The following is a 23536-nucleotide window of genomic DNA, read 5'->3' on the forward strand; positions in this document are numbered from 1 at the left end:
CGTGTTGTTCATTTGTGGGGGATTGAAGAAGCGGCGGGTTTTGCGTTGATTACTTGGCTCACATCGTAGGTGGGTCGAGTCTGATGGGGACGTGTCATGATGTTACATAGTTCGGGTGAAGGTCAGGCGCGCTGGGTTGGCAGCGCGCTACCTTGTCATGATGTTACATCTTGGTCAGGAACGTCAGGAATTGCTCTTCGTCGAGAACGTCAATGCCCAGTTCGTTGGCCTTGGCCAACTTGGAGCCGGCGCCGGGGCCGGCGACGACGGTGTGGGTTTTGGCCGAGACCGAGCCTGAAACCTTGGCGCCGAGGGCTTCGAGTTTCTGCTTGGCTTCGTCGCGGCTCATCTGTTCGAGGGAGCCGGTCAGCACCCAGGTCTGCCCTGCCAGCGGCAGGCCTTCGACGACTTTCTTCTCGCTCGCCCAATGCATGCCGAAAGCTTGCAACTGAGCTTCCACCGCCCTCGCCGTCTCGGCGTTGCGCGGTTCCTTGAAGTACTCGCGCACCGCTTCCGCCTGTCGAGCATTGAGCGCCTGGCGCAGATCGATGCCGTCGGCCGCGATGATCTTGTCCAGGCTGCCCAGCTTGGCCACCAGTTTCTCGGCGCCGGTTGGCCCCACCGAGTTGATGTCCAGCTTCGCGATCATCCCGGCCAGCGTGGTACTGGCGGCGTACTCAGGGTGCACCTCGCCCTCCTCCTGCAACTGCAAGCCGCGCTCGAGCAGTTGCTGAATCACGCTGCGGTTGTGCGGGTCTTCGAAAAAGCTGTGGATTTCAAATGCGACTTCCAGGCCGATGTCCGGCAGGTAGGTCAACACCTGGGGCAGCGCTTCGCTGACGCGCTGCAGCGACCCCAGGGAGCGTGCCAGCACTTTGGCCGTCTCCTCACCCACGTCCGGGATGCCAAGGGCATAGATGAACCGCGCCAGGGTCGGACGCTTGCTGTTTTCGATGGCCGTGAGCAGGTTGTTGCTGGACACCTCGGCGAAACCTTCCAGCTTGACCACGTCGTCGAACTGCAAGGTGTAGAGATCGGCCGGTGAGCTGACCAGGCCTTCGTCGACCAGTTGCTCGACGCTTTTTTCACCCAGACCGTCGATGTCCATGGCGCGCCGCGAGACGAAATGGATGATCGCCTGCTTGAGTTGCGCGCCACAGGCCAGCCGCCCGACGCAGCGATAGACCGCGCCTTCGCTGACGGTCTGCTTGCCCTTGCTGCGCTTGATCAGCTGAGTGCGCTCGACGTGGGAACCGCACACCGGGCAGGTTTCCGGGACGTGCACTGGACGTGCGTTTTCCGGACGACGCTCGCTTACCACCTGCATGACTTGGGGAATCACGTCCCCCGCGCGACGGATGATCACGGTGTCGCCGATCATCAGGCCCAGGCGTGCCACCTCGTCCATGTTGTGCAGGGTGGCGTTGGCCACCGTCACGCCGGCCACCTTGACCGGCTTAAGCCGCGCTACGGGTGTGACCGCGCCGGTGCGGCCGACCTGGAATTCCACGTCGAGCAGTTCGGTGAGCTCTTCCATCGCTGGAAACTTGTGGGCAATGGCCCAACGCGGCTCGCGGGCGCGGAAACCCAGCTCGCGCTGCGCCGCCAGGCTGTTGACCTTGAACACCACACCGTCGATTTCATAAGGCAGCTGGGTCCGTCGTGCGCCGATGTCGTGGTAGTACTCCAGGCACTGCTCGATGTTCTCGGCGACCTTGAGTTCGCGACTGATCGGCATGCCCCACTGCTTGAGCTGTTCGAGATTACCGGTGTGGGTGGTGGCGATGTCCTGGGTGACCTGGCCGATACCGTAGCAGCAGAACTCCAAGGGGCGGCTGGCGGTGATTTTCGAATCCAGCTGGCGCAGGCTGCCGGCTGCGGCGTTGCGAGGGTTGGCGAAAGTCTTGCCGCCGACTTCCATCTGGCTGGCGTTGAGCCGCTCGAACCCGGCCTTGGACATGAACACCTCGCCGCGCACTTCCAGCACCGGCGGCCAGCCGCTGCCGTGCAGCTTGAGCGGGACGTTGCGGATGGTGCGCACGTTGACGCTGATGTCTTCGCCGGTGGTGCCATCGCCGCGGGTCGCGCCGCGGACCAAGGCGCCGTCCTGGTAAAGCAGCGACACGGCCAGGCCGTCGAGCTTGGGTTCGCAGCTGTAGTGAATCGCAGCGCCGCTGCCGAACAGGTCACCAGTGGGCAAGTCGAGGCCTTCGGTGACACGGCGGTCGAACTCGCGCAGGTCGACTTCTTCGAAGGCGTTGCCGAGGCTGAGCATCGGGATTTCGTGGCGAACCTGGGTGAACGCGGTCAGGGCCGCATTGCCGACGCGCTGGGTGGGCGAGTCGGGGGTGATCAGGTTCGGGTGATCGGCTTCAAGGGCTTTGAGTTCGCGGAACAGACGGTCGTATTCGGCATCGGGGATGCTGGGTTCGTCGAGCACATGGTAGCGGTAGTTGTGCTGGTCGAGTTCGGCACGCAGTTCGAGGATACGGTTGGCGTCGTTCATGATCGGTTCTCGCTTGAAGCAAAAGAGCAGCCGGGGCTGCTCTTGGGTTGAATCTGGGAGTTTGGCGGTGGGGCCTTCGCGGGCAGAGCCCGCTCCCACAAAGCCACGCTGACCTCTGTGGGAGCGGGGCGGGCGGCAAGCCCTCTGCCCGCGAAGGGAGCGCCGCGGTTTGTAGCCTAGCGCTTGTGGGTCAAAGCGCGGCGTTCGAATTCGACGATGCGCTGGCGATAGTGCTCGATGGTCTGCGCGGTCAGTACGCTGCGCTGGTCATCCTTGAGCTCGCCGTCCAGTTCGTGGGCGAGCTTGCGGGCTGCGGCCACCATCACGTCGAAGGCCTGCTTGGGATGACGCGGGCCGGGCAGGCCGAGGAAGAAGCTCACCGCACGGGTGCTGAAGTGGTCGATGTCGTCCAGATCGAAAATACCCGGCTTCACCGCGTTGGCCATGGAAAACAGGATCTCGCCATTACCGGCCATGCTTTCGTGACGATGGAAGATGTCCATTTCGCCGAAACGCAGACCGCTTTCCAGAATATTCTGCAGCAGCGCCGGGCCACGAAAGCCGCTTTCGCTGCGGGAAATCACGCTGATGACCAGTACTTCTTCGACCGGCGGCAGATCCTTCTCTACAGCTGGAGCACCGGTGCTGGAGAAGCCTTTGGCATCGCTGGCAAAGTCTTCATTGCTGTCACGCGCGGCTTTCATCGGCGGCTGCGGCTTGGCCGGCTTGGGCTCGCGTGGGGGTTTGGGCGGACGCGGCTCGCGAGGCTCCTTGATTTCGTCCGGCTCCACGGCCAGGTTCAAGTCGGCATGATCAGCCACAGGCTCGCGCTTGGCGCGCTTGCTGCCGCCGTCGCGTTGGGCGCTCATGGACGGCAGGTCATGCTCGTCCAGTTGCGGCTCCTTGTGATCGTCCAGCACCCGGGGCGGACCCAGCACTTCGGCGCCGGTGTCTTCGTCGGGCAGATTGGAAAGGTTGCGATCCAGACGAAACTTGAGTTTGCCCTTGCCACCGCGCATCCGGCGCCAGCCATCGAAAAGAATACCGGCAATGACAATGATGCCGATGAGGATCAGCCACTCGCGCAGACCGATTTCCATGTAATCCCGTGCCTCTAATAAAAATGCTGAAAAATAAAGGGCTTGAACCCTCTTTAATACGTGGCGCCAACTCTATGTTCTGACAGGCGTTTTCTCCACGCGTAAATACGATGCGGTAAAACTAGCACGACCAGAAACAACTTTACACCGTCTGTCGCACATGGCTCGATTTTAACGTCGGTTTGAGGGTTTTTCAGGCCTCGACCATGGCCAGGGCCTCCTCCACATCCACCGCCACCAGACGCGAACAGCCCGGTTCATGCATGGTCACCCCCATCAATTGATCGGCCATTTCCATGGCGATCTTGTTGTGGGTGATATAGATGAATTGCACCGTCTGCGACATCTCTTTCACCAACCGCGCGTAACGACCGACGTTGGCGTCATCCAACGGTGCATCGACTTCGTCGAGCATGCAGAACGGTGCCGGTTTCAATTTGAAGATGGCGAAAACCAGGGCCAGTGCGGTCAGGGCTTTCTCTCCACCGGAGAGCAAATGAATGGTGCTGTTCTTCTTGCCGGGCGGACGCGCCATGATCGTTACCCCTGTATCGAGTAAATCTTCGCCCGTCAGTTCCAGATAAGCACTGCCGCCACCGAAAACTTTTGGAAAAAGAGCCTGCAAACCGGCGTTGATCTGGTCGAAAGTGTCCTTGAAACGGCTGCGGGTTTCCTTGTCGATCTTGCGGATGACGTTTTCCAAGGTGTCCAGCGCTTCGGCCAGGTCGGCATCCTGGGCGTCGAGGTAGCGTTTGCGTTCGGATTGCTGCTGGTACTCGTCGATGGCGGCCAGGTTGATCGCGCCCAGGCGCTGGATGCGACCATCGATGCGCTGCAGCTCTTCCTCGGCTTCCTGTTCGCTGGTCAGCACGTCGAGGGTGGCGAGCACGCCGTGCAGGTCGTAGCCGTCGGCGTGCAGTTGTTCCTGCAGGGTCTTGCGGCGCACGCTCAGCCCTTGCCATTCCAGGCGGTGCTGCTCCAGCTGGCCGCGCAACAGCTGGCTCTGCTGCTCGGCCTGGGTACGGCGTTTTTCAACCTCGCGCAGGTCACGATCGGCGTCGTCCAGGGCCAGTCGCGCGTGGCGCATTTCGTCGTCCACGGCCATGCGTTGTTCGAGCAAACCTTCCAGGCTCAGGCGCAGCTCTTCGAGGGGCGCTTCGCCCTCCTCCAGGCCCAAAGTCAGTTGTTCACGCTTTTCCGTCAGGCGTTCGGCCTGCAGTTGCAGGCGCTCCAGTGCCTGGCGCGTGGAATCGTGCTGCGCGCGCAGCGAGCCCAGACGGACGGCCAACTGGTGAGCCCGGTCCTTGTGCTGACGCGCGTCCTGGCGAATGCGCTCCAGGCCCTCGCGCAGCTCGTCGCGCTGCGCCATCAATTGTTCACGATGTTCGGTGTCGCTGGCCATGGCGTCGAGCGCGTCCTGCAACTGCAGGCGCGATTCACCGACCTGCTCGTGCTCCAACGCGCGCTGCTCGGACAGCTCGCTCAACTCTTCGTCGAGCCGGCGGCGGCGCAGCGACAGTTGCTCGACCTTGGCCCGGCTGGCCGAGAGCTTGGCCTTGAGCTCGCCCTGCTGGCGGTTTTCATCCTGGATACGGCGGCGCAGCTGTTCGCGCAGTTGTTCCTGGGCTTGCTGCTGCTCGCGGCAGGTGAGCAATTGTTCCTGCCAGTGCGCCAGGGTCATCTCGTGGGTCTGCACGTCCGCCTGAAGGGCTTGCAGCTCCTGGCCACGAGCCAGGACGCCGCGGCTGGCGTCGTTGCCACGGCTGACCCGCAGGAAATGCCGTCCCAGCCAGTAGCCGTCCTGGCTGACCAGGCTCTCGCCCTCGGCCAACTGGCTGCGCAAGGCCAGCGCAGTGTCGAGGTCAGCGACGCCGCGCACTCCGGCCAGCCAAGGGCTGAGGTCGACATCGCTGTGGACCTTGTGCAGCAGGCTGTCTGCCGAGGCTGGGGCGCCCTTGGCAGGGCTGACCAGACGCAGCTCGCCCTGATCGAAGCCGGCCAGGTCCAGCCCCGCCAGATCATCGACCAGCACCGCTTGCAGGTCGGCGCCCAGAACGGTTTCCACGGCCAGCTCCCAGCCCGCATCGACCCGCAGGCCTTCGGCCAGACGGGGATGCTGGGCGAGGCCTTGGTGGTCCAGCCACTGCGCGGTTCCCGTGCCCGGGTCCAGCGCAGCCTGTTGCAGCGCTTCCAGGGAAGCCAGGCGGCCGTTGAGTCGCTGCAACTCGCCCTGAGCCTGCTGTTGGGCCTGGGTGGCCTCTTGCAGTTGCTGACGGGTGGTTTCCAACTGCTCGGCCTGCTGTTGTTCCTGCGCGGTCCACTCTTCGATGAGCATTTCACTGCTGGCCAGTTGTTCGTCCAGCTCGAGGATGGCGGCATCCTCCGGATCGGCCGCCAGCAGTTCGCGCTCTTCGCTGTGGCGCCGCTGCCGCTCGGCCAGGCGCTGCATCGACTGTTCCAGCTGGGCAATGCGCGCCTGCTGGACTTCGGCCTGGCGCCGCGGCTCGGCCGAGCGTGTGTTGAACCGGTCCCATTGTTCCTGCCAGCCGTGCATGCGGGTTTCCGCTTCTTCCAGGGCTGCGGCGGCCTCCTCGGCGGCTTCCGTGCTGATCGCCTGTTCAGGCTCGAGCATTTCCAGCTCCTCGCCCAAAGTGGCCAGCAGTGTGCGGTCGTGGCCCAGGTGCGATTCGGTTTCCAGGCGCGCGCGTTCGGCTTCCTTGAAGTCGTCCTGCAATTGGCGCAGGCGCTGCTGGCCGTGCTGGATGTTCTGCTCGACCCGGGCGATGTCGCCGCCCACGGAATAGAAGCGTCCCTGCACGGTATTGAACCGCTCGGACAGCTCGTGATGACCGTCGCGCAGGCGCTCGATGCTGGCATCGGCGTTGCGCTGTTCGGCAACCAGGGCCTCGAAGGCCACTTCCTGATCGGCGATGACCGCTTCGCGCTGGCCGACCTGCTCGTTCAAGGTCTGCCAGCGCAAGGCCGACAGTTGCGCCTTGAGCTGGCGCTCTTCGGACTTGTATTGCTGGTATTTTTCCGCGGCCTGGGCCTGGCGGTGCAGGCGTTCGAGCTGGCGTTCCAGCTCCTCGCGCAGGTCGGTCAGACGCGCCAGGTTCTCGTGGGTACGACGAATGCGGCTCTCGGTTTCACGACGGCGCTCCTTGTACTTGGAGATGCCCGCGGCTTCCTCGATGAAATTGCGCAGGTCTTCGGGCTTGGCCTCGATGAGCTTGGAGATCATGCCCTGCTCGATGATCGAGTAGCTGCGCGGGCCCAGGCCGGTGCCGAGGAAGATATCGGTGATGTCGCGCCGACGGCACTTGGTGCCGTTCAGGTAATAAGTGTTCTGGCTCTCGCGGGTGACCTTGCGGCGGATCGAGATTTCCGCATAGGCGGCGTACTCGCCGACCAGGGTGCTGTCACTGTTGTCGAACACCAGTTCGATGCTGGCCTGGCTGACCGGCTTGCGGCTGGTGGAGCCGTTGAAGATGACGTCGGTCATCGACTCGCCGCGCAGGTTCTTCGCCGAGCTTTCGCCCATGACCCAGCGCACGGCGTCGATGATATTGGACTTGCCGCAGCCATTGGGCCCGACCACGGCGGCCATGTTGCTGGGGAAATTGACCGTGGTGGGGTCGACGAACGACTTGAACCCGGCCAGACGAATGCACTTGAGGCGCATGCTCAGCGGGCCGCCAAGGCGCTGAGCACCAGTTCGCAGCTGCGTTGGCAGTATTCGCCCAGCACCTTGCGGATGAGCGGCAGGTCGCGCGCGGACACCGCTTCCAGCAAGCGCCCGAACAAGGAAAGGTATTCGCTCATCGACGCTTTGCGTTGTTCCAGCGCCAGGTAGTAGGTGCGGTTCATGGCCGGTTGCAGGTTCTCGACGGTTTCTTGCAGGTACGGGTTGTTGGCGAAGGGATAGGCGGCGCGCATGACGTTGAAGCTGTCCTCGACGAAGGCGTTGATGTCCTGGCGCTCGAAGCTGGTGTGCAGCCGCCGCTGGATGACCAGAAACGGCGCCAGGTCGGCTTCGCTCTGCCAGCGCTGGGCCACGGCCTCGCCGAGCATGATGTACATCTCGCCCATCAGGGCGCACAGGCTGCGCACCTTGTGCTCGCTGAGTTCGCTGACCTGGGCACCGCGCCGCGGCAGGATGTCGACCAGATGACGCCGTTCCAGAATCAGCAGGGCCTCGCGCACCGAGCCACGGCTGACGTTCAGCGCCTGGGTGACCTTGAGTTCCTGGATGCGCTCGGCCGGCTTGAGCTCACCGCTGATGATGCGCTCGGCCAGATGATGGGCAATTTGCTCGGCGAGGCTGTCCGGCGCCTTGAACGTCATGGTTTTCCTTCGACAATCGGGAATCGGTGATCGGCTGTCTGTGATCGCAGCATGGCGCGCAGTGTACCCCAATTGCCGGGCAAAGGCGGCAGGTTGGCACGGATGTGGCTTGGCAAAGGGCATGACTGCCGGGGTGCAGGAAACGGGCTCGCTCAACTTCTTGACCCGCAGGTCAACTAATCGTTGACCGCTCCCCGGCCGCCGCATAGATTCTGCTTGAGGCAGACCCAAGAATCAGGTGTCGTGAGGCCATCCGTGATCCAGTTCCTTTTGAATCAAACGCTGCACACCGAGCATGCCCTGGACCCGAATCTGACCGTGCTTGAGTACCTGCGCACCGATTTGGCGCGTCCGGGCACCAAAGAGGGCTGTGCCAGCGGCGATTGCGGTGCCTGCACCGTGGTAATCGGCGAGCTGGTCGAAGACCAGGGTCAATCACACATTCGTTATCGCAGCAGCAACGCCTGCCTGACGTTCGTTTCCAGCCTGCACGGCAAGCAATTGCTCAGCGTCGAGGACCTCAAGCATCAGGGTCGCCTGCACAGCGTGCAGCAGGCCATGGTCGACTGCCACGGCTCGCAGTGCGGGTTTTGCACCCCAGGTTTCGTCATGTCGCTGTTCGCTTTGCAGAAGAACCAGCCGCAGGCCAATCGCGAGCAAGCCTGTGAGGCGCTGTCCGGCAACCTCTGCCGCTGCACCGGTTACCGCCCCATTCTTGACGCTGCGGCCCAGGCCTGCGGCGGACCCGTGCTGCCCGATCAATTCGACCGCCAGCAGGCGCAGACCGTCGCCCGGCTGAAAACCATCGCGCCGGTGCAGACCGACGAGCTCCACGGTGGCAACAACCGTTGCTTGGTGCCCTTGACCGTGGCCGATCTGGCCGAGTTGTACAGCGAGCAGCCCGAGGCGCGACTGCTGGCTGGCGGCACCGATCTGGCACTGGAGGTCACACAGGCGCATCGGGTCCTGCCAGTGATGATCTACGTGGGCCATGTGGCCGAGATGAAGCGCATCGAGACCTTCGACGACCGCCTGGAGATCGGCGCAGCCACGCCGCTGACCGATTGCTATCAGGCCTTGGCGAACGAGTACGCGGATTTCGGCCATCTGTTGCACCGTTTCGCCTCGTTGCAGATTCGCAACCAGGCCACCCTGGGCGGCAACATCGGTAACGCCTCGCCGATCGGCGACAGCCCGCCCCTGCTCCTGGCCCTGGGTGCGCAACTGGTATTGCGCAAGGGCGAGCGCAGTCGCACCCTGCCCTTGCAGGACTACTTCATCGACTACCGGGTCACCGCCCGCGAAGACGGCGAGTTCATCGAAAAGATCATCGTCCCCCGCGCCGACGCTCGCCGCGTGTTTCGCGCCTACAAGGTCTCGAAACGGCTGGACGATGACATTTCAGCGGTCTGCGCCGCGTTCAACCTGCTGATCGAAGACGGCCGCGTTCATGATGTGCGCATCGCCTACGGCGGGATGGCGGCCATTCCCAAGCGCGCCGCTGCTTGCGAGGCCGCGTTGCTCGGCAAACCCTGGACACAGGCGAATGTCGAAACCGCTTGCGCCGCCCTGGCCGATGACTTCAAACCGCTGTCGGATTTTCGCGCGAGCAAGCAGTACCGCTTGCTGACCGCGCAGAACCTGCTGCGCAAGTGCTTCATCGAATTGCAGTCGCCCCACCTCCAAACGCGGGTGATCGCCCATGTCTGAACATCAAGCGCCCGACAGCCAGGCACGTATGGCTGAACTGTTCGCCCAGGGCCTGACCACCGGCGTTGGCCGGGGCATCAAGCACGACAGCGCCGACAAGCACGTCACCGGTGAGGCGGTGTACATCGACGACCGCCTGGAATTTCCCAACCAGCTGCACGTGTATGCCCGGCTATCCGACCGGGCCCATGCGCGCATCCTGCGCATCGACACGTCGGCCTGCTACGACATCCCCGGTGTACGCCTGGCGATCACCCACGAGGACATTCCGGGCCTCAAGGACATCGGTCCGCTGCTGCCGGGCGATCCGCTGCTGGCGATCGACAAGGTCGAGTTCGTCGGCCAGCCGGTGCTGGCCGTGGCCGCCCGCGATCTGGACAGCGCCCGCCGCGCGGCGATGGCCGCCGTGATCGAGTACGAGGACCTGCCGCCGGTGCTGGACGTGGTCCAAGCGCTGCGCCAGCAGCATTTCGTGCTCGACAGCCACACCCACCAGCGCGGTGACTCGGCAGCGGCACTGGCCAGCGCACCGCATCGCCTGCAGGGCAGCCTGCACATCGGCGGCCAGGAACATTTCTACCTGGAAACCCAGATCAGCTCGGTGATGCCCACCGAGGACGGCGGGATGATCGTCTACTGCTCGACACAGAACCCGACCGAGGTGCAGAAGCTGGTAGCCGAGGTGCTGAACGTGCCCATGAGCCAGGTGGTGGTGGACATGCGGCGCATGGGCGGCGGTTTCGGCGGCAAGGAAACCCAGGCCGCCAGCCCGGCCTGCCTGTGCGCCGTGGTCGCGCACCTGACCGGGCAGCCGACCAAGATGCGCCTGCCGCGGGTCGAAGACATGCTCATGACCGGCAAGCGCCACCCCTTCTACATCGAATACGACGTCGGCTTCGACGACAACGGGCGGCTGCACGGGATCGATCTGGACCTGGCCGGCAACTGCGGCTACTCACCCGATCTGTCGGCGTCGATCGTCGACCGGGCGATGTTCCATGCCGACAACGCCTATTACCTAGGCGATGCCACCATCAATGGCCACCGCTGCAAGACACACACCGCGTCCAACACGGCCTACCGCGGCTTTGGCGGCCCCCAGGGCATGGTGGCCATCGAGGAAGTGATGGACCGCATTGCGCGCCATCTGGCCCTCGACCCGCTGGCGGTGCGCAAGGCCAACTACTACGGCAAGACCGAGCGCAATGTCACCCATTACTACCAGACGGTGGAGCACAACCTGCTCGAAGAGATCACCGCCGAACTCGAAGCCAGCTGCGACTACGAACAGCGCCGCGAGGCGATCCGCGCGTTCAACGCTGACAGCCCGGTGTTGAAGAAGGGTCTGGCGCTGACTCCGGTCAAGTTCGGTATCTCGTTCACGGCCAGCTTTCTCAACCAGGCCGGCGCGCTGATCCATATCTACACCGACGGCAGCATTCACCTGAACCACGGCGGCACCGAGATGGGCCAGGGCCTGAACGTCAAGGTCGCGCAGGTGGTGGCCGAAGTGTTTCAGGTCGATATCGCGCGCATCCAGATCACCGCCACCAACACCGACAAGGTGCCCAACACCTCGCCCACTGCAGCGTCCAGCGGTGCCGACCTGAATGGCAAGGCGGCGCAGAACGCGGCGCTGGTTCTCAAGCAGCGGCTGGTCGAGTTCGCCGCGCGGCACTACCGGGTCAGTGAAGAAGACGTGGAGTTCAGCAACGGCCATGTCCGCGTGCGCGACCAGTTGCTGACCTTCCAGAGCCTGGTGCAGCAGGCGTGGATGGGCCAGGTGTCGCTGTCCAGCACAGGCTACTACAAGACGCCGAAGATTCATTACGACCGCAGCCTGGCCCGTGGCCGGCCGTTCTACTATTTCGCCTATGGCGCGGCCTGCTGCGAAGTGCTGATCGACACCCTGACCGGCGAGTACAAGCTGCTGCGCACCGACATCCTCCACGACGTTGGCGCCTCGCTGAACCCGGCCATCGACCTGGGTCAGGTGGAAGGCGGTTTCCTCCAGGGCGTGGGCTGGCTGACCTGCGAGGAGCTGGTGTGGAGCGATCAGGGCAAGCTGCTGACCAGCGGCCCGGCGTCGTACAAGATTCCGGCGGTGGCCGACATGCCCCAGGACCTGCGCGTGCAGCTGGTGGAAAACCGCAAGAACCCGGAAGACACCGTGTTTCATTCCAAAGCCGTGGGCGAGCCGCCGTTCATGCTGGGTATCGCGGCCTGGTGCGCGATCAAGGATGCCGTGGCCAGCCTGGGTGACTACCGGCTGCAACCCAGCATCGATGCGCCGGCCACGCCGGAACGGGTGTTGTGGGGCTGCGAGCAGATGCGCCAGACGGCGTCGGGGAGCGTGTCTCATGACTGACTGGATCGGTGCCCTGGCCGAACACCAGGCCCGTGGCGAAGCCTGCGTGCTGGTGACCATCATCGAAGAGAAAGGCTCCACGCCGCGCAACGCCGGGGCGAAGATGGTGGTCAGCGCCACGGCGCTGTTCGACACCATTGGCGGCGGCCACCTGGAATACAAGGCGCTGCACATCGCCCGCGAAATGCTCGCCGAGAACACCCGCGCCACACGCCTGGAGCGTTTCAGTCTGGGCGCCAGCCTGGGGCAATGCTGTGGCGGTGCCACGGTACTGCTGTTCGAGCCGGTGGCGCAAACCCAGGCGCAGGTGGTGGTGTTCGGTGCCGGCCATGTCGGCCGTGCGCTGGTGCCGCTGCTGGCAAGCCTGCCGTGCCGGGTGCGCTGGGTCGACTCGCGGCCCGAGGAGTTTCCGGCCAGCCTGCCCGACGGTGTCTGCCAGGTGATCACCGACGAGCCGGTGGACGAGGTCGCGAGCCTGCCGGTGGACAGCTACTGCATCGTCATGACCCACGACCACTCGCTGGATCTGGAACTGACCCGAGCCATCCTTGAGCGCAACGACTTCACCTGGTTCGGCCTGATCGGCTCCGCCACCAAGCGCGCGCGTTTCGAGCACCGCCTGCGCGACCGCGGCATCGCGCCCGCCGTGGTGCAGCGCATGCGCTGCCCCATGGGCCTGGCAGCGGTGAAGGGCAAGCTGCCCATGGAAATCGCCGTTTCCATCGCCGCCGAGATCATCGCCACCTACAATGCGCACTTTAGCGCCCGCGCCGAGCCGGGGACAGCCAGCTCGCCGGGGGTCGCCCAACTGCTGCCGCGCTCGCGCCGCAGCCCCGTTCCCTTGAGAGATGCACCATGAGCCTTACCCGCAAAGCCTATCGCGCCGCGATCCTGCACAGCCTCGACGACCCTGCCCTGGTCGGTGTCCAGGCCTCCTACGAATACTTCGCCGATGGCGTGCTGGTGGTCGAGGACGGGCGGATCAGTGCGTTGGGCGCCGCCAGCGAGGTGCTGCCGACGCTGTCGGACGACGTCGAGGTGACCCATTACCCCGATGCCTTGATCACTCCCGGCTTCATCGACACCCACATCCACTTCCCCCAGACCGGCATGGTCGGCTCCTATGGCGAGCAACTGCTGGACTGGCTGAACGAGTACACCTTCCCCTGTGAAGGCCAGTTCGCCGACAAGGCACATGCCGACGGTGTCGCCCAGATCTTCCTCAAGGAACTGCTGCGCAACGGCACCACAACGGCGCTGGTGTTCGGCAGCGTTCACCCCGAATCGGTCGACGCCCTGTTCGAAGCTGCCCGGGCCCTGGACCTGCGCCTGATCGCCGGCAAGGTGATGATGGACCGCAATGCGCCGGACTACCTCACCGATACCGCCCAGAGCAGCTACGCCCAGAGCAAGGCGCTGATCGAGCGCTGGCACGGCAAGGGCCGCCTGCACTACGCGGTGACGCCGCGCTTCGCACCGACCAGCAGCGAGGCCCAGCTGACCCTGGCCGGGCAGCTGCTGCGCGAGTACCCGGACGTCTACCTGCAGACCCACCTGAGCGAGAACCTCCAGGAAATCGAATGGGTCAAGGCGCTGTTCCCCGAGCGCAGCAACTACCTGGACGTGTACGACCATTACCAGCTGCTCGGCGAGCGCTCGGTGCTGGCCCACGGCGTCCACCTGTGCGACGCCGAGTGCGCGCGCCTGGCCGAAACCGGCTCGGCCATCGCCTTCTGCCCTACCTCCAACCTGTTCCTGGGCAGCGGCCTGTTCAACCTGCCCCAGGCCGAGCGCTTCAAGGTCAACGTCGGCCTGGGCACCGACGTCGGCGCTGGCACCAGCTTTTCGCTTTTGCATACCCTGAACGAGGCCTACAAGGTCATGCAGTTGCAAGGTGAGAAGCTCAACCCGTTCAAGTCGCTGTACCTGGCGACCCTGGGCGGCGCCCGCGCGTTGCGCCTGGAAGACCGCGTCGGCACGCTGCAGCCGGGCACCGATGCTGACTTCGTGGTGCTCGACTACCATGCCACGCCGTTGCTCAGCTACCGCATCGCGCAAGCCAAGACCTTCGAAGAAGTACTGTTCGTACTGATGACCCTGGGCGACGACCGCGCGGTCTTGCAGACCTACGCCGCTGGCCGTCGGGTGCACAACCGCGACTGACCCGGCGTACAGATTCGTATGGAACTTTTGCAGGAAAACCGCCCCTCAATCGGGTACCCTGCCCACTTTTTTTAGAAAGGAGAATCATCATGGCTAAAGCCACTGCCCGCCACATCCTGGTTGCCGACGAAGCCAAGTGCAACGACCTCAAGGCCCAGATCGAAGGCGGCGCCGATTTCGCGGAAATCGCCAAGGTCAATTCCACCTGCCCTTCCAGCCGCCAAGGTGGCGACCTGGGTTCGTTCGGTCCAGGCCAGATGGTCAAGGAATTCGACACCGTCGTATTCAGCGCGCCGATCAACGTCGTGCAAGGCCCGGTGAAGACCCAGTTCGGTTACCACCTGCTGGAAGTCACCAGCCGTCAGGACTGATTCGTCCGCGGTCTGCGTTACACCCGAACGGCCCGTCTATCGCGGGCCGTTCTGCGTTTGCAATACCACCGGGCCATGATGTTAGGCTGCACCCTTCGCTTTTCGACCCAGGCAGACAATGCGCGCAGTTTTCCTCTCTTTCGTTCTTTGTGCCCTGTTCACCACGGCGGCCCACGCCCAGGCCGCAGCGCAGCATGCGCTGACCGTCTACGGCGAAGCACCGCGCTACCCCGCCGACTTCCAGCATTTCGACTACGTGAACCCCGACGCGCCCAAGGGCGGCAGCCTGCGCCGCTCGGCCATCGAGATCGGCCAGTACGACCATATCCTGCCGTACATCGACAAGGGCATCGGTGTCAGCCAGGTCGACGGCCTGCTCTACTCGCCCCTGGCCGTGCGCTCGCTGGACGAGCCCTACACCGTCTATGGATTGGTGGCCGAGCGCATGGAGCGCGGCGATGACGGCCTGTGGTTGCGTTTCTACCTCAACCCCAAGGCCGTGTTCGCCGACGGTCGGCCGATCACCGCCGAGGACGTGCGCTACACCTTCGAGCTGCTGATGCGTGAAGGCAGCCTGGGCTATCGGACTCAGTTCGCCAACGTCGCCGACGTGCAGGTCGAGGGTCCGCGACAAGTGCGCTTCAATTTCAAGAATGCCGAAAGCCGCACCTTGCCGCTGGACCTGGCCACCCTGCCGGTGCTGCCCGAGCATTGGTGGAAGACCCGCGACTTCGCCAACGGCGGCGGTTTCGAGGCGCCCTTGGGCAGCGGCCCTTACTCGATCGAGAAGATCGACAACGGCCGCAGCATCACCTTCAAGCGCAATCCCGACTGGTGGGGCAAGGACCTGCCCGAAGCGCGCGGCATGTACAACTTCGACCATTTCAGCATCGAGTACTTCGGCGACACCGACGTCGCGCGCCAGGTGCTGCGCGGCGGCGGCTACGACTACAACCGCGAGTTTTCCGCCACGGCCTACACCATCGGCTACAACGGCCCGGCGCTCGACGACGGTCGCCTGCAGCGCGCGCACTTGGCCAAGCAAGGCCTGCAACCGGCCCAGGGCTTCGTGTTCAACCTGCAACGGCCGGTGTTCCAGGACCGACGCGTGCGCCAGGCGCTGGCCATGCTCTGGGATTTCGAATGGAGCAATCGGCAGATGATGCGCGGCATGTACATCCGCCAGCAGAGCTTCTTCTCCAACAGCCCGCTGGCCGCTCGGGAACTGCCCAGCGACGGCGAACTGAAGATTCTGGACAAACTGCGCGGCCAGGTGCCGGATGAAGTGTTCACCCAGGTGTTTCACGCCCCGGTCAGCGACGGTTCCGGGCTGATTCGCGACAAGCAGTTGCAGGCGCTGCGGCTGCTCCAGCTGGCCGGTTGGCATGCCGACGGCGACCGTTTGGTGAATGCCGAAGGCAAGCCGCTGAGCTTCACCTTCCTCAACACCCAGAACGGCCTGGAGCGTCTGCTGCTGCCGTGGAAGCGCAATTTGGCGCAGATCGGCATCACCATGGAGATCCGCCGCATCGATTCGTCGCAATACGTCAACCGGCTGATGGCCCGCGACTACGACATGATCATCACCGGCTATCCGGTGACCCCGACGCCGGGTATCGAGCTGTATGGTTTCTTCGGTTCCAGCGTGGCCACCGACCCAGGTTCCAACAACCTGATGGTGCTCAAGGATCCGGCCGTGGACGCGCTGATCAACGGCCTGGGCGCAGCCAGCACGCAGACGCAGATGCGTGACTACGCCCACGCCCTGGACCGGGTGCTGCAGTGGAACTACTACTGGGTGCCCAATTATTACCCGCCGGGCACCTCGACGGTGTGGTGGAACCGCTTCGGCATGCCCGCCTCCCCGGCGCCCAATGACCCGGCGATCGAAACCTGGTGGGAGGTCAGCCCCACGGCGCTGACCACCGAACAGATGCGCGACCGCCTGACAGGGAAGACTCACTGATGCTGGGTTACACATTACGTCGCCTTTTGCTGATCGTGCCGACCCTGCTGGCGATCCTGGTGGTCAACTTCGTCATCGTCCAGGCTGCGCCGGGCGGCCCGGTGGAACAGGCCATCGCGCGCTTGCAGGGTGTGGGCGGCGGCAGCGTCACCGGCGGTGGCGGCGATACCTTGCAAGGCGGTTCGCGCGCCAGCCGTGGCCTGGACCCCAAGCTGATCAAGGACATCGAGCGCCAGTACGGTTTCGACAAACCGGCCCATGAACGCCTGTGGCTGATGATCAAGAGCTACGCGGTGCTGGATTTCGGCAACAGTTTCTTTCGTGGTGCCAAGGTCACCGACCTGATCCTGGACAAGATGCCGGTGACCCTCTCGCTGGGGTTCTGGGCGACGCTGATCACCTACCTGGTGTCGATCCCGCTGGGCATCCGCAAGGCGGTACACCATGGCAGCCGCTTCGATGTGTGGAGCAGCAGCCTGATCATCATCGGCTACGCCATGCCGGCATTTCTGTTCGCCATGCTGCTGATCGTGGTGTTCGCCGGCGGCACCTCGTTGAACTGGTTTCCGGTGCGGGGGCTGGTCTCGGACAACTTCGCCGAGCTCAGCCTGCTGGGCAAGATCGCCGACTACTTCTGGCACCTGGTGCTGCCGGTGACCTCGCTGGTGATCGGCGGTTTCGCTACCCTGACCATCCTCACCAAGAACTCGTTTCTCAACGAGATCACCCGGCAGTACGTGGTGACGGCGCGGGCCAAGGGCCTGAGCGAGCGACGGGTGCTTTACGGCCATGTGTTTCGCAATGCCATGCTGTTGGTGGTGGCTGGTCTGCCCCAGGCGTTCATCAGCGTGTTCTTCGCCGGTTCGCTGCTGATCGAGGTGATCTTCTCCCTCGACGGCCTGGGCCGCCTGAGCTATGAGGCGGCGGTGTCGCGGGACTATCCGGTGGTGTTCGGCTCGCTGTTCATCTTTACCCTGCTGGGGCTGCTGATCAAACTGATCGGCGACCTGTGCTACACCCTGGTCGATCCACGCATCGACTTCAGCGCGAGGAATGCTTGATGCGCCTGTCGCCCCTGGCCCGCCGTCGCCTGGACCGTTTCAAGCAGAACCGCCGTGGCTGGTGGTCGCTGTGGCTATTCCTGGCCCTGTTCGCCCTGACCCTGGGCGGCGAACTGGTTGCCAATGACAAACCGCTGGTGCTCAAGTACGACGGGGAACTGTATTTCCCGGTGTTCAAGCGCCATACCGAGCAGGAGTTCGGCGGACAGTTGCCGTTCCAGGCTGACTACCGCAGTGACTACGTGCGCCAGTTGATCGCCTCGCGTGGCGGCTGGATGCTGTTTCCGCCGATCCCGTTCAGCGCCGACACGCCCAACTACGACCTGACCCAGCCTGCCCCCAGCCCCCCCTCGACGACCAACTGGTTGGGGACCGACGATCAGTCCCGCGACGTGCTGGCACGGGTGATCTTCGGTGCGCGGGTGTCGATTCTGTTTGCCCTGGCGCTGACCTTGATCAGCTCGCTGATCGGCATCGCTGCCGGAGCGTTGCAGGGCTACTACGGGGGTTGGGTGGATTTGTTCGGCCAGCGCCTGCTGGAGGTCTGGTCGGGGCTGCCGGTGCTTTACCTGCTGATCATTCTGTCGGGGTTCGTGGAACCCAATTTCTGGTGGCTGCTGGGCATCATGGCGCTGTTTTCCTGGCTGGCGCTGGTGGACGTGGTGCGTGCCGAGTTCCTGCGCGGGCGCAATCTGGAATACGTGAAGGCCGCACGGGCGCTGGGTTTGTCAGACCGCAAGATCATCCTGCGGCACATCCTGCCCAATGCCATGAACGCGACCTTGAGCTTTCTGCCGTTCATTCTGACCGGGGCGATCTCGACCCTCACGGCGCTGGATTTTCTAGGCTTCGGCATGCCGGCCGGCAGTGCTTCGCTGGGCGAGTTGATCGCGCAGGGCAAGCAGAACCTGCAGGCGCCATGGCTGGGCTTCACGGCGTTTTTCACGCTGGCGCTGATATTGTCGCTGCTGGTGTTCATTGGGGAGGGGCTGCGCGATGCGTTTGATCCGCGTGCTTGAAGTGAGATCGGCAGGGCGCCCTTCGCGGGCAGAGCCTGCTCCCACAAGGGCGTGGTGGGAGCTGAATCTGTGGGAGCGGGTTCTACCCGCGAAGAGGCCCTCCCTGTCACCCCACAAGGCCACTCCCCATGACCGCTGAAAACCTCATCGAAATCCGCCACCTCACCGTGGCCTTCAATGGCCAAACAGTGGTCAAGGATGTCGATTTCGACATTCCTGCCGGCCAGTGCGTGGCGCTGGTCGGCGAGTCGGGTTCGGGCAAGTCGGTGACCGCCCACTCCATCCTGCAACTGCTGCCAGCGAGCGGCTGCCAGAGCAGCGGCAGTGTCCGCTATCAGGGGCAGGAACTGTTGGGCGCCGATGCGGCCACCTTGCGCCGCATGCGCGGCGATCGCATCGCCATGATCTTTCAGGAGCCCATGACCTCGCTGAACCCTTTGCACACGGTGCAGAAGCAGATCGGTGAAACCCTGCTGGTGCATAAGGGCATGGGCGGCAAGCAGGCCGAGGCGCGCATTCTGGAGTTGCTGCAGATGGTGGGCATCCAGGAGCCGCAAAAGCGCTTGAAAGCCTACCCGCACCAGTTGTCCGGTGGCCAGCGCCAGCGCGTGATGATCGCCATGGCATTGGCCTGCGAACCGCAGTTGCTGATCGCCGATGAGCCCACCACCGCACTCGACGTCACGGTGCAGCGGCGCATCCTGCTGCTGCTCAAGTCGTTGCAGGAGCGCCTGGGCATGTCGCTGCTGTTGATCAGCCACGACCTCAATCTGGTGCGCAGCATCGCCCAGCACGTGTGCGTGATGCGCGCCGGGGAAATCGTCGAGCAGGCGCCTTGTGAACAGCTGTTCAACGCACCGCAACACCCCTACAGCCAACTGCTGCTGGATGCCGAACCCGCTGGTGTGGCGCTGTCCCACGAGGCTCGGCCCGAGCTTTTGCAGGTCGAGCAGTTGAAGGTGTGGTACCCGTTGAACGGCGGGCTGTTCCGCAAGCCACGCGAGTTCGTCAAGGCGGTGGATGGCATCAGCCTGAGCGTGCAGCAAGGCAAGACCCTGGGCATCGTCGGCGAGTCCGGCTCGGGCAAGTCGACTCTGGGTCAGGCGATCCTGCGCCTGGTCGATTCGCAAGGGGGTATTCGTTTCCAGGGCCATGCGCTCGATGGCCTGGATCAGAAGCAGATGCGGCCGTGGCGCAAGCAGATGCAGGTGGTGTTTCAGGATCCGTTCGGCAGCCTCAGCCCGCGCATGTCGGTGGCGCAGATCATCAGTGAAGGTCTGGAAGTGCACAGCGGCGCCAACGCCCGCGCGTGCGATGAACAGGTGATCCAGGTGCTGCGCGAGGTGGGCCTGGACCCCGAGGCGCGGCACCGCTACCCCCACGAGTTCTCCGGCGGCCAGCGTCAGCGCATCGCCATCGCCCGCGCGCTGGTACTGCGCCCGGCCTTGATGCTGCTGGACGAACCGACCTCGGCCCTCGACCGTACGGTGCAGAAGCAGGTAGTGCAGCTGCTGCAGCAGTTGCAGGAGCGCCATGGCCTGACCTATCTGTTCATCAGCCACGACCTGGCGGTGGTGCGGGCGCTGGCCCATGATGTGATCGTGGTCAAGGATGGCAAGGTGGTGGAGCATGGCCCCACCGATCGGCTGTTCAGCGACCCACAGCACCCCTACACCCAGGAACTGCTGCAGGCAGCGATGGTGTAGCCTGGTATAGCGTGCATAACAACCACAAGGACACTGCACATGGCACTCCACGGCAAGACGGCTTTGGTTACCGGTTCCACCAGCGGCATCGGCCTGGGCATTGCCTCGGTGCTGGCCGCCCACGGCGCGAACGTCGTGCTCAACGGCTTCGGCGACCCGACGGCGGCCCTGGCCGAAGTCCGCCGGCACGGCACTCAGGTTGCGCACCATGGCGCTGATGTCAGCGATCCAGCGCAATTGGCCGAGTTGTTCGAGTACGTCCGAGCGAGCCTTGGCGGTGTCGACATTCTGGTCAACAACGCCGGCATCCAGCACGTGGAAGCGGTCGAGGCCTTCCCCGTGGAGCGCTGGGACGCGATCATCGCGATCAACCTGTCTTCGGTGTTTCACGGCATCCGCCTGGCGCTGCCGGGCATGCGCGACAAAGGCTGGGGGCGGATCGTCAATATCGCCTCGGTGCATGGCCAGGTCGGGTCGGTCGGCAAGTCGGCGTATGTGGCGGCCAAGCATGGGGTGATCGGTCTGACCAAGGTGGTGGGCCTGGAAACGGCCACCACGCAGATTACTTGCAATGCCATCTGTCCCGGCTTTGTCCTGACCCCACTGGTGCAGAAGCAGATCGACGACCGCGCGGCCAAGGGCGGTGACCCGGCGGCCGCCCAGCGCGAACTGCTGGCTGAAAAGCAGCCGTCGCTGGAATTCGTCACCCCCGAGCATCTGGGCGAGTTGGTCCTGTTCCTGTGCAGCGAAGCCGGTAGCCAGGTGCGTGGCGCGGCCTGGAACATCGACGGTGGCTGGCTCGCGCAATGAGGCGGGGAACCGCCCAGTGCCGGCAAAGTCGGAGTAAGGACATTCTCATGTGCAAGGAGCTTCTGTGACCATCGCTCCCCCCAGCGACCCCCTCGGCCCGCAAACGCCGGACCAGCCTCGTGAAGTGCATCGCCTGCGGGTGCTGACGGTGAACACACACAAGGGTTTCACCGCCTTCAACCGCCGTTTCATCCTGCCCGAGTTGCGCGAGGCGGTGCGCAGCACCAGCGCCGATCTGGTGTTCCTGCAGGAAGTGCTGGGCGGCCACGATGGCCATGCGTCGAAGTTCTCCAACTGGCCACAGATGTCGCAGTACGAGTTCCTCGCCGACAGCATGTGGAGCGATTTCGCCTACGGGCGCAACGCGGTGTATCCGGACGGCCATCATGGCAATGCGGTGCTGTCCAAGTACCCGATCCTGCGTTACACCAACCTCGACATCTCGATCACCGGGCCCGAGCGCCGCGGCTTGCTGCACTGCGTTCTGCAGGTGCCGGGGCACGATGAGGTGCATGCGATCTGCGTGCACCTGTCATTGCTGGAAAGTCATCGGCAGCTGCAATTGAAGCTGTTGGGTCAACTGCTCGATTCATTGCCTGAAGATGCGCCAGTGATCATCGCCGGGGATTTCAACGACTGGCAGCTGCGCGGCAACGCGACGCTGGCCAAGCGCCAGGACCTGCACGAAGCGTTCGAGCGGCACAACGGGCAGTTGGCCAAGACCTATCCCGCGCGGTTCCCGCTGCTGCGCCTGGACCGGATTTACGTCAGAAACGCGACCAGCCATGGGCCTATCATCCTGGGCAACAAGCCGTGGACGCACCTATCGGACCATTTGCCCCTGGCAGTGGAAATCCACCTGTAGCAGCTGCGCAAGTTGCGTCGGCGACACACGCCGTGTGCCTGAATGAACGCGGCTTGCGCATTCCCTGTAGCAGCTGCGCAAGCTGCGTCGGCGGCGTACGCGGGGTGCCTGGATGAACGCGGTGTGCCCGGACGCGGCTTGCGCCGCTGCTACAGGGGTCCGCGTTCCATCAACAGCGTCTGCGGTGCATCTGGAATACCGTGGCCTTGCGTATTTCCCGTAGCAGCGGCGCGAGCCGCGTCGGCGGCATACGCGGTGTGCCTGGATGAACGCGGTTGTGCCCGGACGCGGCTTGCGCCGCTGCTACAGGGGTCCGCGTTCCATCCACAGCGTCTGCGGTGCATTTGGAACGGCTTGCGCCGCTGCTACAGGGGTCCGCGTTCCATCCACAGCGTCTGCGGTGCATTTGGAACATCGTGGCCTGGCGTATTTCCTGTAGCAGCTGCGCGAGCTGCGTCGGCGGTRTRCGCGGTGTGCCTGGRTGAACGCGGTGKRCCCGGACGCGGCTTGCGCCGCTGCTACAGGGGTCCGGGTTGCATCAACAGCGTCTGCGGTGCAGCTGGAACAGCGAGGCCTTGCGCATTTCCTGTAGCAGCTGCGCGAGCTGCGTCGGCGGCGTACGCGGTGTGCCTGGATGAACGCGGTGTGCCCGGACGCGGCTTGCGCCGCTGCTACAGGGGTCCGCGTTCCATCAACAGCGTCTGCGGTGCATCTGGAACACCGTGGCCTTGCGTATTTCCTGTAGCAGCTGCGCAAGCTGCGTCGGCGGCATACGCGGTGTGCCTGGATGAACGCGGTGTGCCCGGACGCGGCTTGCGCCGCTGCTACACCGTGGCCTTGGGTATTTCCTGTAGCAGCTGCGCGAGCCGCGTTGGCGGCGTACGCGGTGTGCCTGGATGAACGCGGTTGTGCCCGGACGCGGCTTGCGCCGCTGCTACAGGGGTCCGCGTTCCATCCACAGCGTCTGCGGTGCATTTGGAACATCGTGGCCTGGCGTATTTCCTGTAGCAGCTGCGCGAGCTGCGTCGGCGGTATGCGCGGTGTGCCTGGGTGAACGCGGTATGCTCGGACGCGGCTTGCACCGCTGCTACAGGGGACTGCGTTCGATCAACAGCGTCTGCGGTGCATCTGGAACATCGTGGCCTGGCGTATTTCCTGTAGCAGCTGCGCGAGCTGCGTCGGCGGTATGCGCGGTATGCCTGGGTGAACGCGGTATGCTCGGACGCGGCTTGCACCGCTGCTACAGGGGACCGCGTTCCATCCACAGCGTCTGCGGTGCATGTGGAACACCGTGGCCTTGCGTATTTTCTGTAGCAGCTGCGCGAGCTGCGTCGGCGGCGTACGCGGTGTGCCTGGATGAACGCGGTGTGCCCGGACGCGGCTTGCGCCGCTGCTACAGGGGACCGCGTTCGATCAACAGCGTCTGCGGTGCATCTGGAACAGCGAGGTATTGCGCATTCCCTGTAGCAGCGGCGCGAGCCGCGTCGGCGGCATACGCGGTGTGGCTGGATGAGCGCGGTGGACCCGGACGCGGCTTGCACCGCTGC

The 23536-nt window shown here is 64.2% G+C and carries 15 protein-coding genes; 11 read left to right on the forward strand and 4 right to left on the reverse strand.

The annotated features are described in order from the left end of the window. Positions 1–163: 163 nt before the first annotated feature. The 4 genes from ligA to ASF66_RS04560 form a co-directional block, all read right to left on the reverse strand. Entirely contained in the window at positions 164–2506 is a 2343-nt protein-coding gene (gene ligA / locus ASF66_RS04545) for an NAD-dependent DNA ligase LigA (protein ID WP_056842895.1), read from the reverse strand. A 176-nt stretch (positions 2507–2682) separates the two neighbouring features. Then, on the reverse strand, positions 2683–3606 hold the full coding sequence (gene zipA / locus ASF66_RS04550; RefSeq protein WP_056842896.1) for a cell division protein ZipA: 924 nt from the start codon (positions 3604–3606) through the stop codon (positions 2683–2685). A gap of 193 nt (positions 3607–3799) precedes the next feature. Beyond that, on the reverse strand, positions 3800–7288 hold the full coding sequence (gene smc / locus ASF66_RS04555) for a chromosome segregation protein SMC (protein WP_056842897.1): 3489 nt from the start codon (positions 7286–7288) through the stop codon (positions 3800–3802). 2 nt (positions 7289–7290) lie between these two features. Then, a complete protein-coding gene (locus ASF66_RS04560) occupies positions 7291–7950 on the reverse strand; it encodes a GntR family transcriptional regulator (RefSeq protein ID WP_056842898.1) in 660 nt (219 codons plus the stop codon). Between the two features lie 255 nt (positions 7951–8205). Here ASF66_RS04560 and xdhA point away from each other — a divergent pair, with 255 nt between their 5' ends. The 11 genes from xdhA to ASF66_RS04615 all read left to right on the forward strand — a co-directional run bounded on the left by xdhA (position 8206) and on the right by ASF66_RS04615 (position 21989). After that, a complete protein-coding gene (xdhA, locus tag ASF66_RS04565; protein ID WP_056842899.1) occupies positions 8206–9660 on the forward strand; it encodes a xanthine dehydrogenase small subunit in 1455 nt (484 codons plus the stop codon). Beyond that, positions 9653–12028 carry a xanthine dehydrogenase molybdopterin binding subunit gene (gene xdhB, locus ASF66_RS04570; protein ID WP_056842900.1) on the forward strand — a complete coding sequence of 792 codons (2376 nt, stop codon included), beginning with the start codon at positions 9653–9655 and terminating at the stop codon, positions 12026–12028. Before xdhA ends, xdhB begins: the two co-directional genes overlap by 8 nt. Beyond that, positions 12021–12887, forward strand: coding sequence for a xanthine dehydrogenase accessory protein XdhC (gene xdhC / locus ASF66_RS04575; RefSeq protein ID WP_056842901.1), 867 nt, complete (start codon positions 12021–12023; stop codon positions 12885–12887). The genes xdhB and xdhC overlap by 8 nt, the downstream gene beginning before the upstream one ends. After that, positions 12884–14191: a guanine deaminase gene (guaD, locus tag ASF66_RS04580; protein WP_056842902.1), complete on the forward strand. Its 1308-nt coding sequence runs from the start codon at positions 12884–12886 to the stop codon at positions 14189–14191. The genes xdhC and guaD overlap by 4 nt, the downstream gene beginning before the upstream one ends. A gap of 89 nt (positions 14192–14280) precedes the next feature. After that, positions 14281–14562 carry a peptidylprolyl isomerase gene (locus tag ASF66_RS04585; protein ID WP_056842903.1) on the forward strand — a complete coding sequence of 94 codons (282 nt, stop codon included), beginning with the start codon at positions 14281–14283 and terminating at the stop codon, positions 14560–14562. Positions 14563–14680: 118 nt separating this feature from the next. After that, positions 14681–16528, forward strand: a complete 1848-nt coding sequence (locus tag ASF66_RS04590) for an extracellular solute-binding protein (RefSeq protein ID WP_056842904.1) — start codon at positions 14681–14683, stop codon at positions 16526–16528. Then, positions 16528–17589: a microcin C ABC transporter permease YejB gene (locus ASF66_RS04595; RefSeq protein ID WP_056842905.1), complete on the forward strand. Its 1062-nt coding sequence runs from the start codon at positions 16528–16530 to the stop codon at positions 17587–17589. Before ASF66_RS04590 ends, ASF66_RS04595 begins: the two co-directional genes overlap by 1 nt. Next, complete coding sequence (locus ASF66_RS04600) at positions 17586–18608, forward strand: ABC transporter permease (RefSeq protein WP_049859808.1); 1023 nt, start codon at positions 17586–17588, stop codon at positions 18606–18608. The genes ASF66_RS04595 and ASF66_RS04600 overlap by 4 nt, the downstream gene beginning before the upstream one ends. 128 nt (positions 18609–18736) lie before the next feature. Then, positions 18737–20314: an ABC transporter ATP-binding protein gene (locus ASF66_RS04605; protein WP_056842906.1), complete on the forward strand. Its 1578-nt coding sequence runs from the start codon at positions 18737–18739 to the stop codon at positions 20312–20314. A gap of 39 nt (positions 20315–20353) precedes the next feature. Further along, the gene (locus ASF66_RS04610) at positions 20354–21124 is read left to right on the forward strand and encodes a 3-hydroxybutyrate dehydrogenase (protein ID WP_056842907.1); all 771 of its coding nucleotides are present in this window, start codon (positions 20354–20356) and stop codon (positions 21122–21124) included. Between the two features lie 70 nt (positions 21125–21194). Next, entirely contained in the window at positions 21195–21989 is a 795-nt protein-coding gene (locus ASF66_RS04615; protein ID WP_082484565.1) for an endonuclease/exonuclease/phosphatase family protein, read from the forward strand. Positions 21990–23536 lie beyond the last annotated feature (1547 nt).

This window comes from Pseudomonas sp. Leaf129 (assembly GCF_001423465.1).
Classification (GTDB): domain Bacteria; phylum Pseudomonadota; class Gammaproteobacteria; order Pseudomonadales; family Pseudomonadaceae; genus Aquipseudomonas; species Aquipseudomonas coleopterorum.

Bases quoted from the DNA above. Each gene is read 5' to 3' on its own strand.
- ASF66_RS04560 (WP_056842898.1), bottom strand. From the start codon at position 7,950: ATGACGTTCAAGGCGCCGGACAGCCTCGCCGAGCAAATTGCCCATCAT.
- ASF66_RS04605 (WP_056842906.1), top strand. From the start codon at position 18,737: ATGACCGCTGAAAACCTCATCGAAATCCGCCACCTCACCGTGGCCTTC.
- ASF66_RS04595 (WP_056842905.1), top strand. From the start codon at position 16,528: ATGCTGGGTTACACATTACGTCGCCTTTTGCTGATCGTGCCGACCCTG.
- ligA (WP_056842895.1), bottom strand. From the start codon at position 2,506: ATGAACGACGCCAACCGTATCCTCGAACTGCGTGCCGAACTCGACCAG.
- smc (WP_056842897.1), bottom strand. From the start codon at position 7,288: ATGCGCCTCAAGTGCATTCGTCTGGCCGGGTTCAAGTCGTTCGTCGAC.
- ASF66_RS04610 (WP_056842907.1), top strand. From the start codon at position 20,354: ATGGCACTCCACGGCAAGACGGCTTTGGTTACCGGTTCCACCAGCGGC.
- guaD (WP_056842902.1), top strand. From the start codon at position 12,884: ATGAGCCTTACCCGCAAAGCCTATCGCGCCGCGATCCTGCACAGCCTC.
- xdhB (WP_056842900.1), top strand. From the start codon at position 9,653: ATGTCTGAACATCAAGCGCCCGACAGCCAGGCACGTATGGCTGAACTG.
- xdhC (WP_056842901.1), top strand. From the start codon at position 12,021: ATGACTGACTGGATCGGTGCCCTGGCCGAACACCAGGCCCGTGGCGAA.
- ASF66_RS04585 (WP_056842903.1), top strand. From the start codon at position 14,281: ATGGCTAAAGCCACTGCCCGCCACATCCTGGTTGCCGACGAAGCCAAG.
- ASF66_RS04590 (WP_056842904.1), top strand. From the start codon at position 14,681: ATGCGCGCAGTTTTCCTCTCTTTCGTTCTTTGTGCCCTGTTCACCACG.
- zipA (WP_056842896.1), bottom strand. From the start codon at position 3,606: ATGGAAATCGGTCTGCGCGAGTGGCTGATCCTCATCGGCATCATTGTC.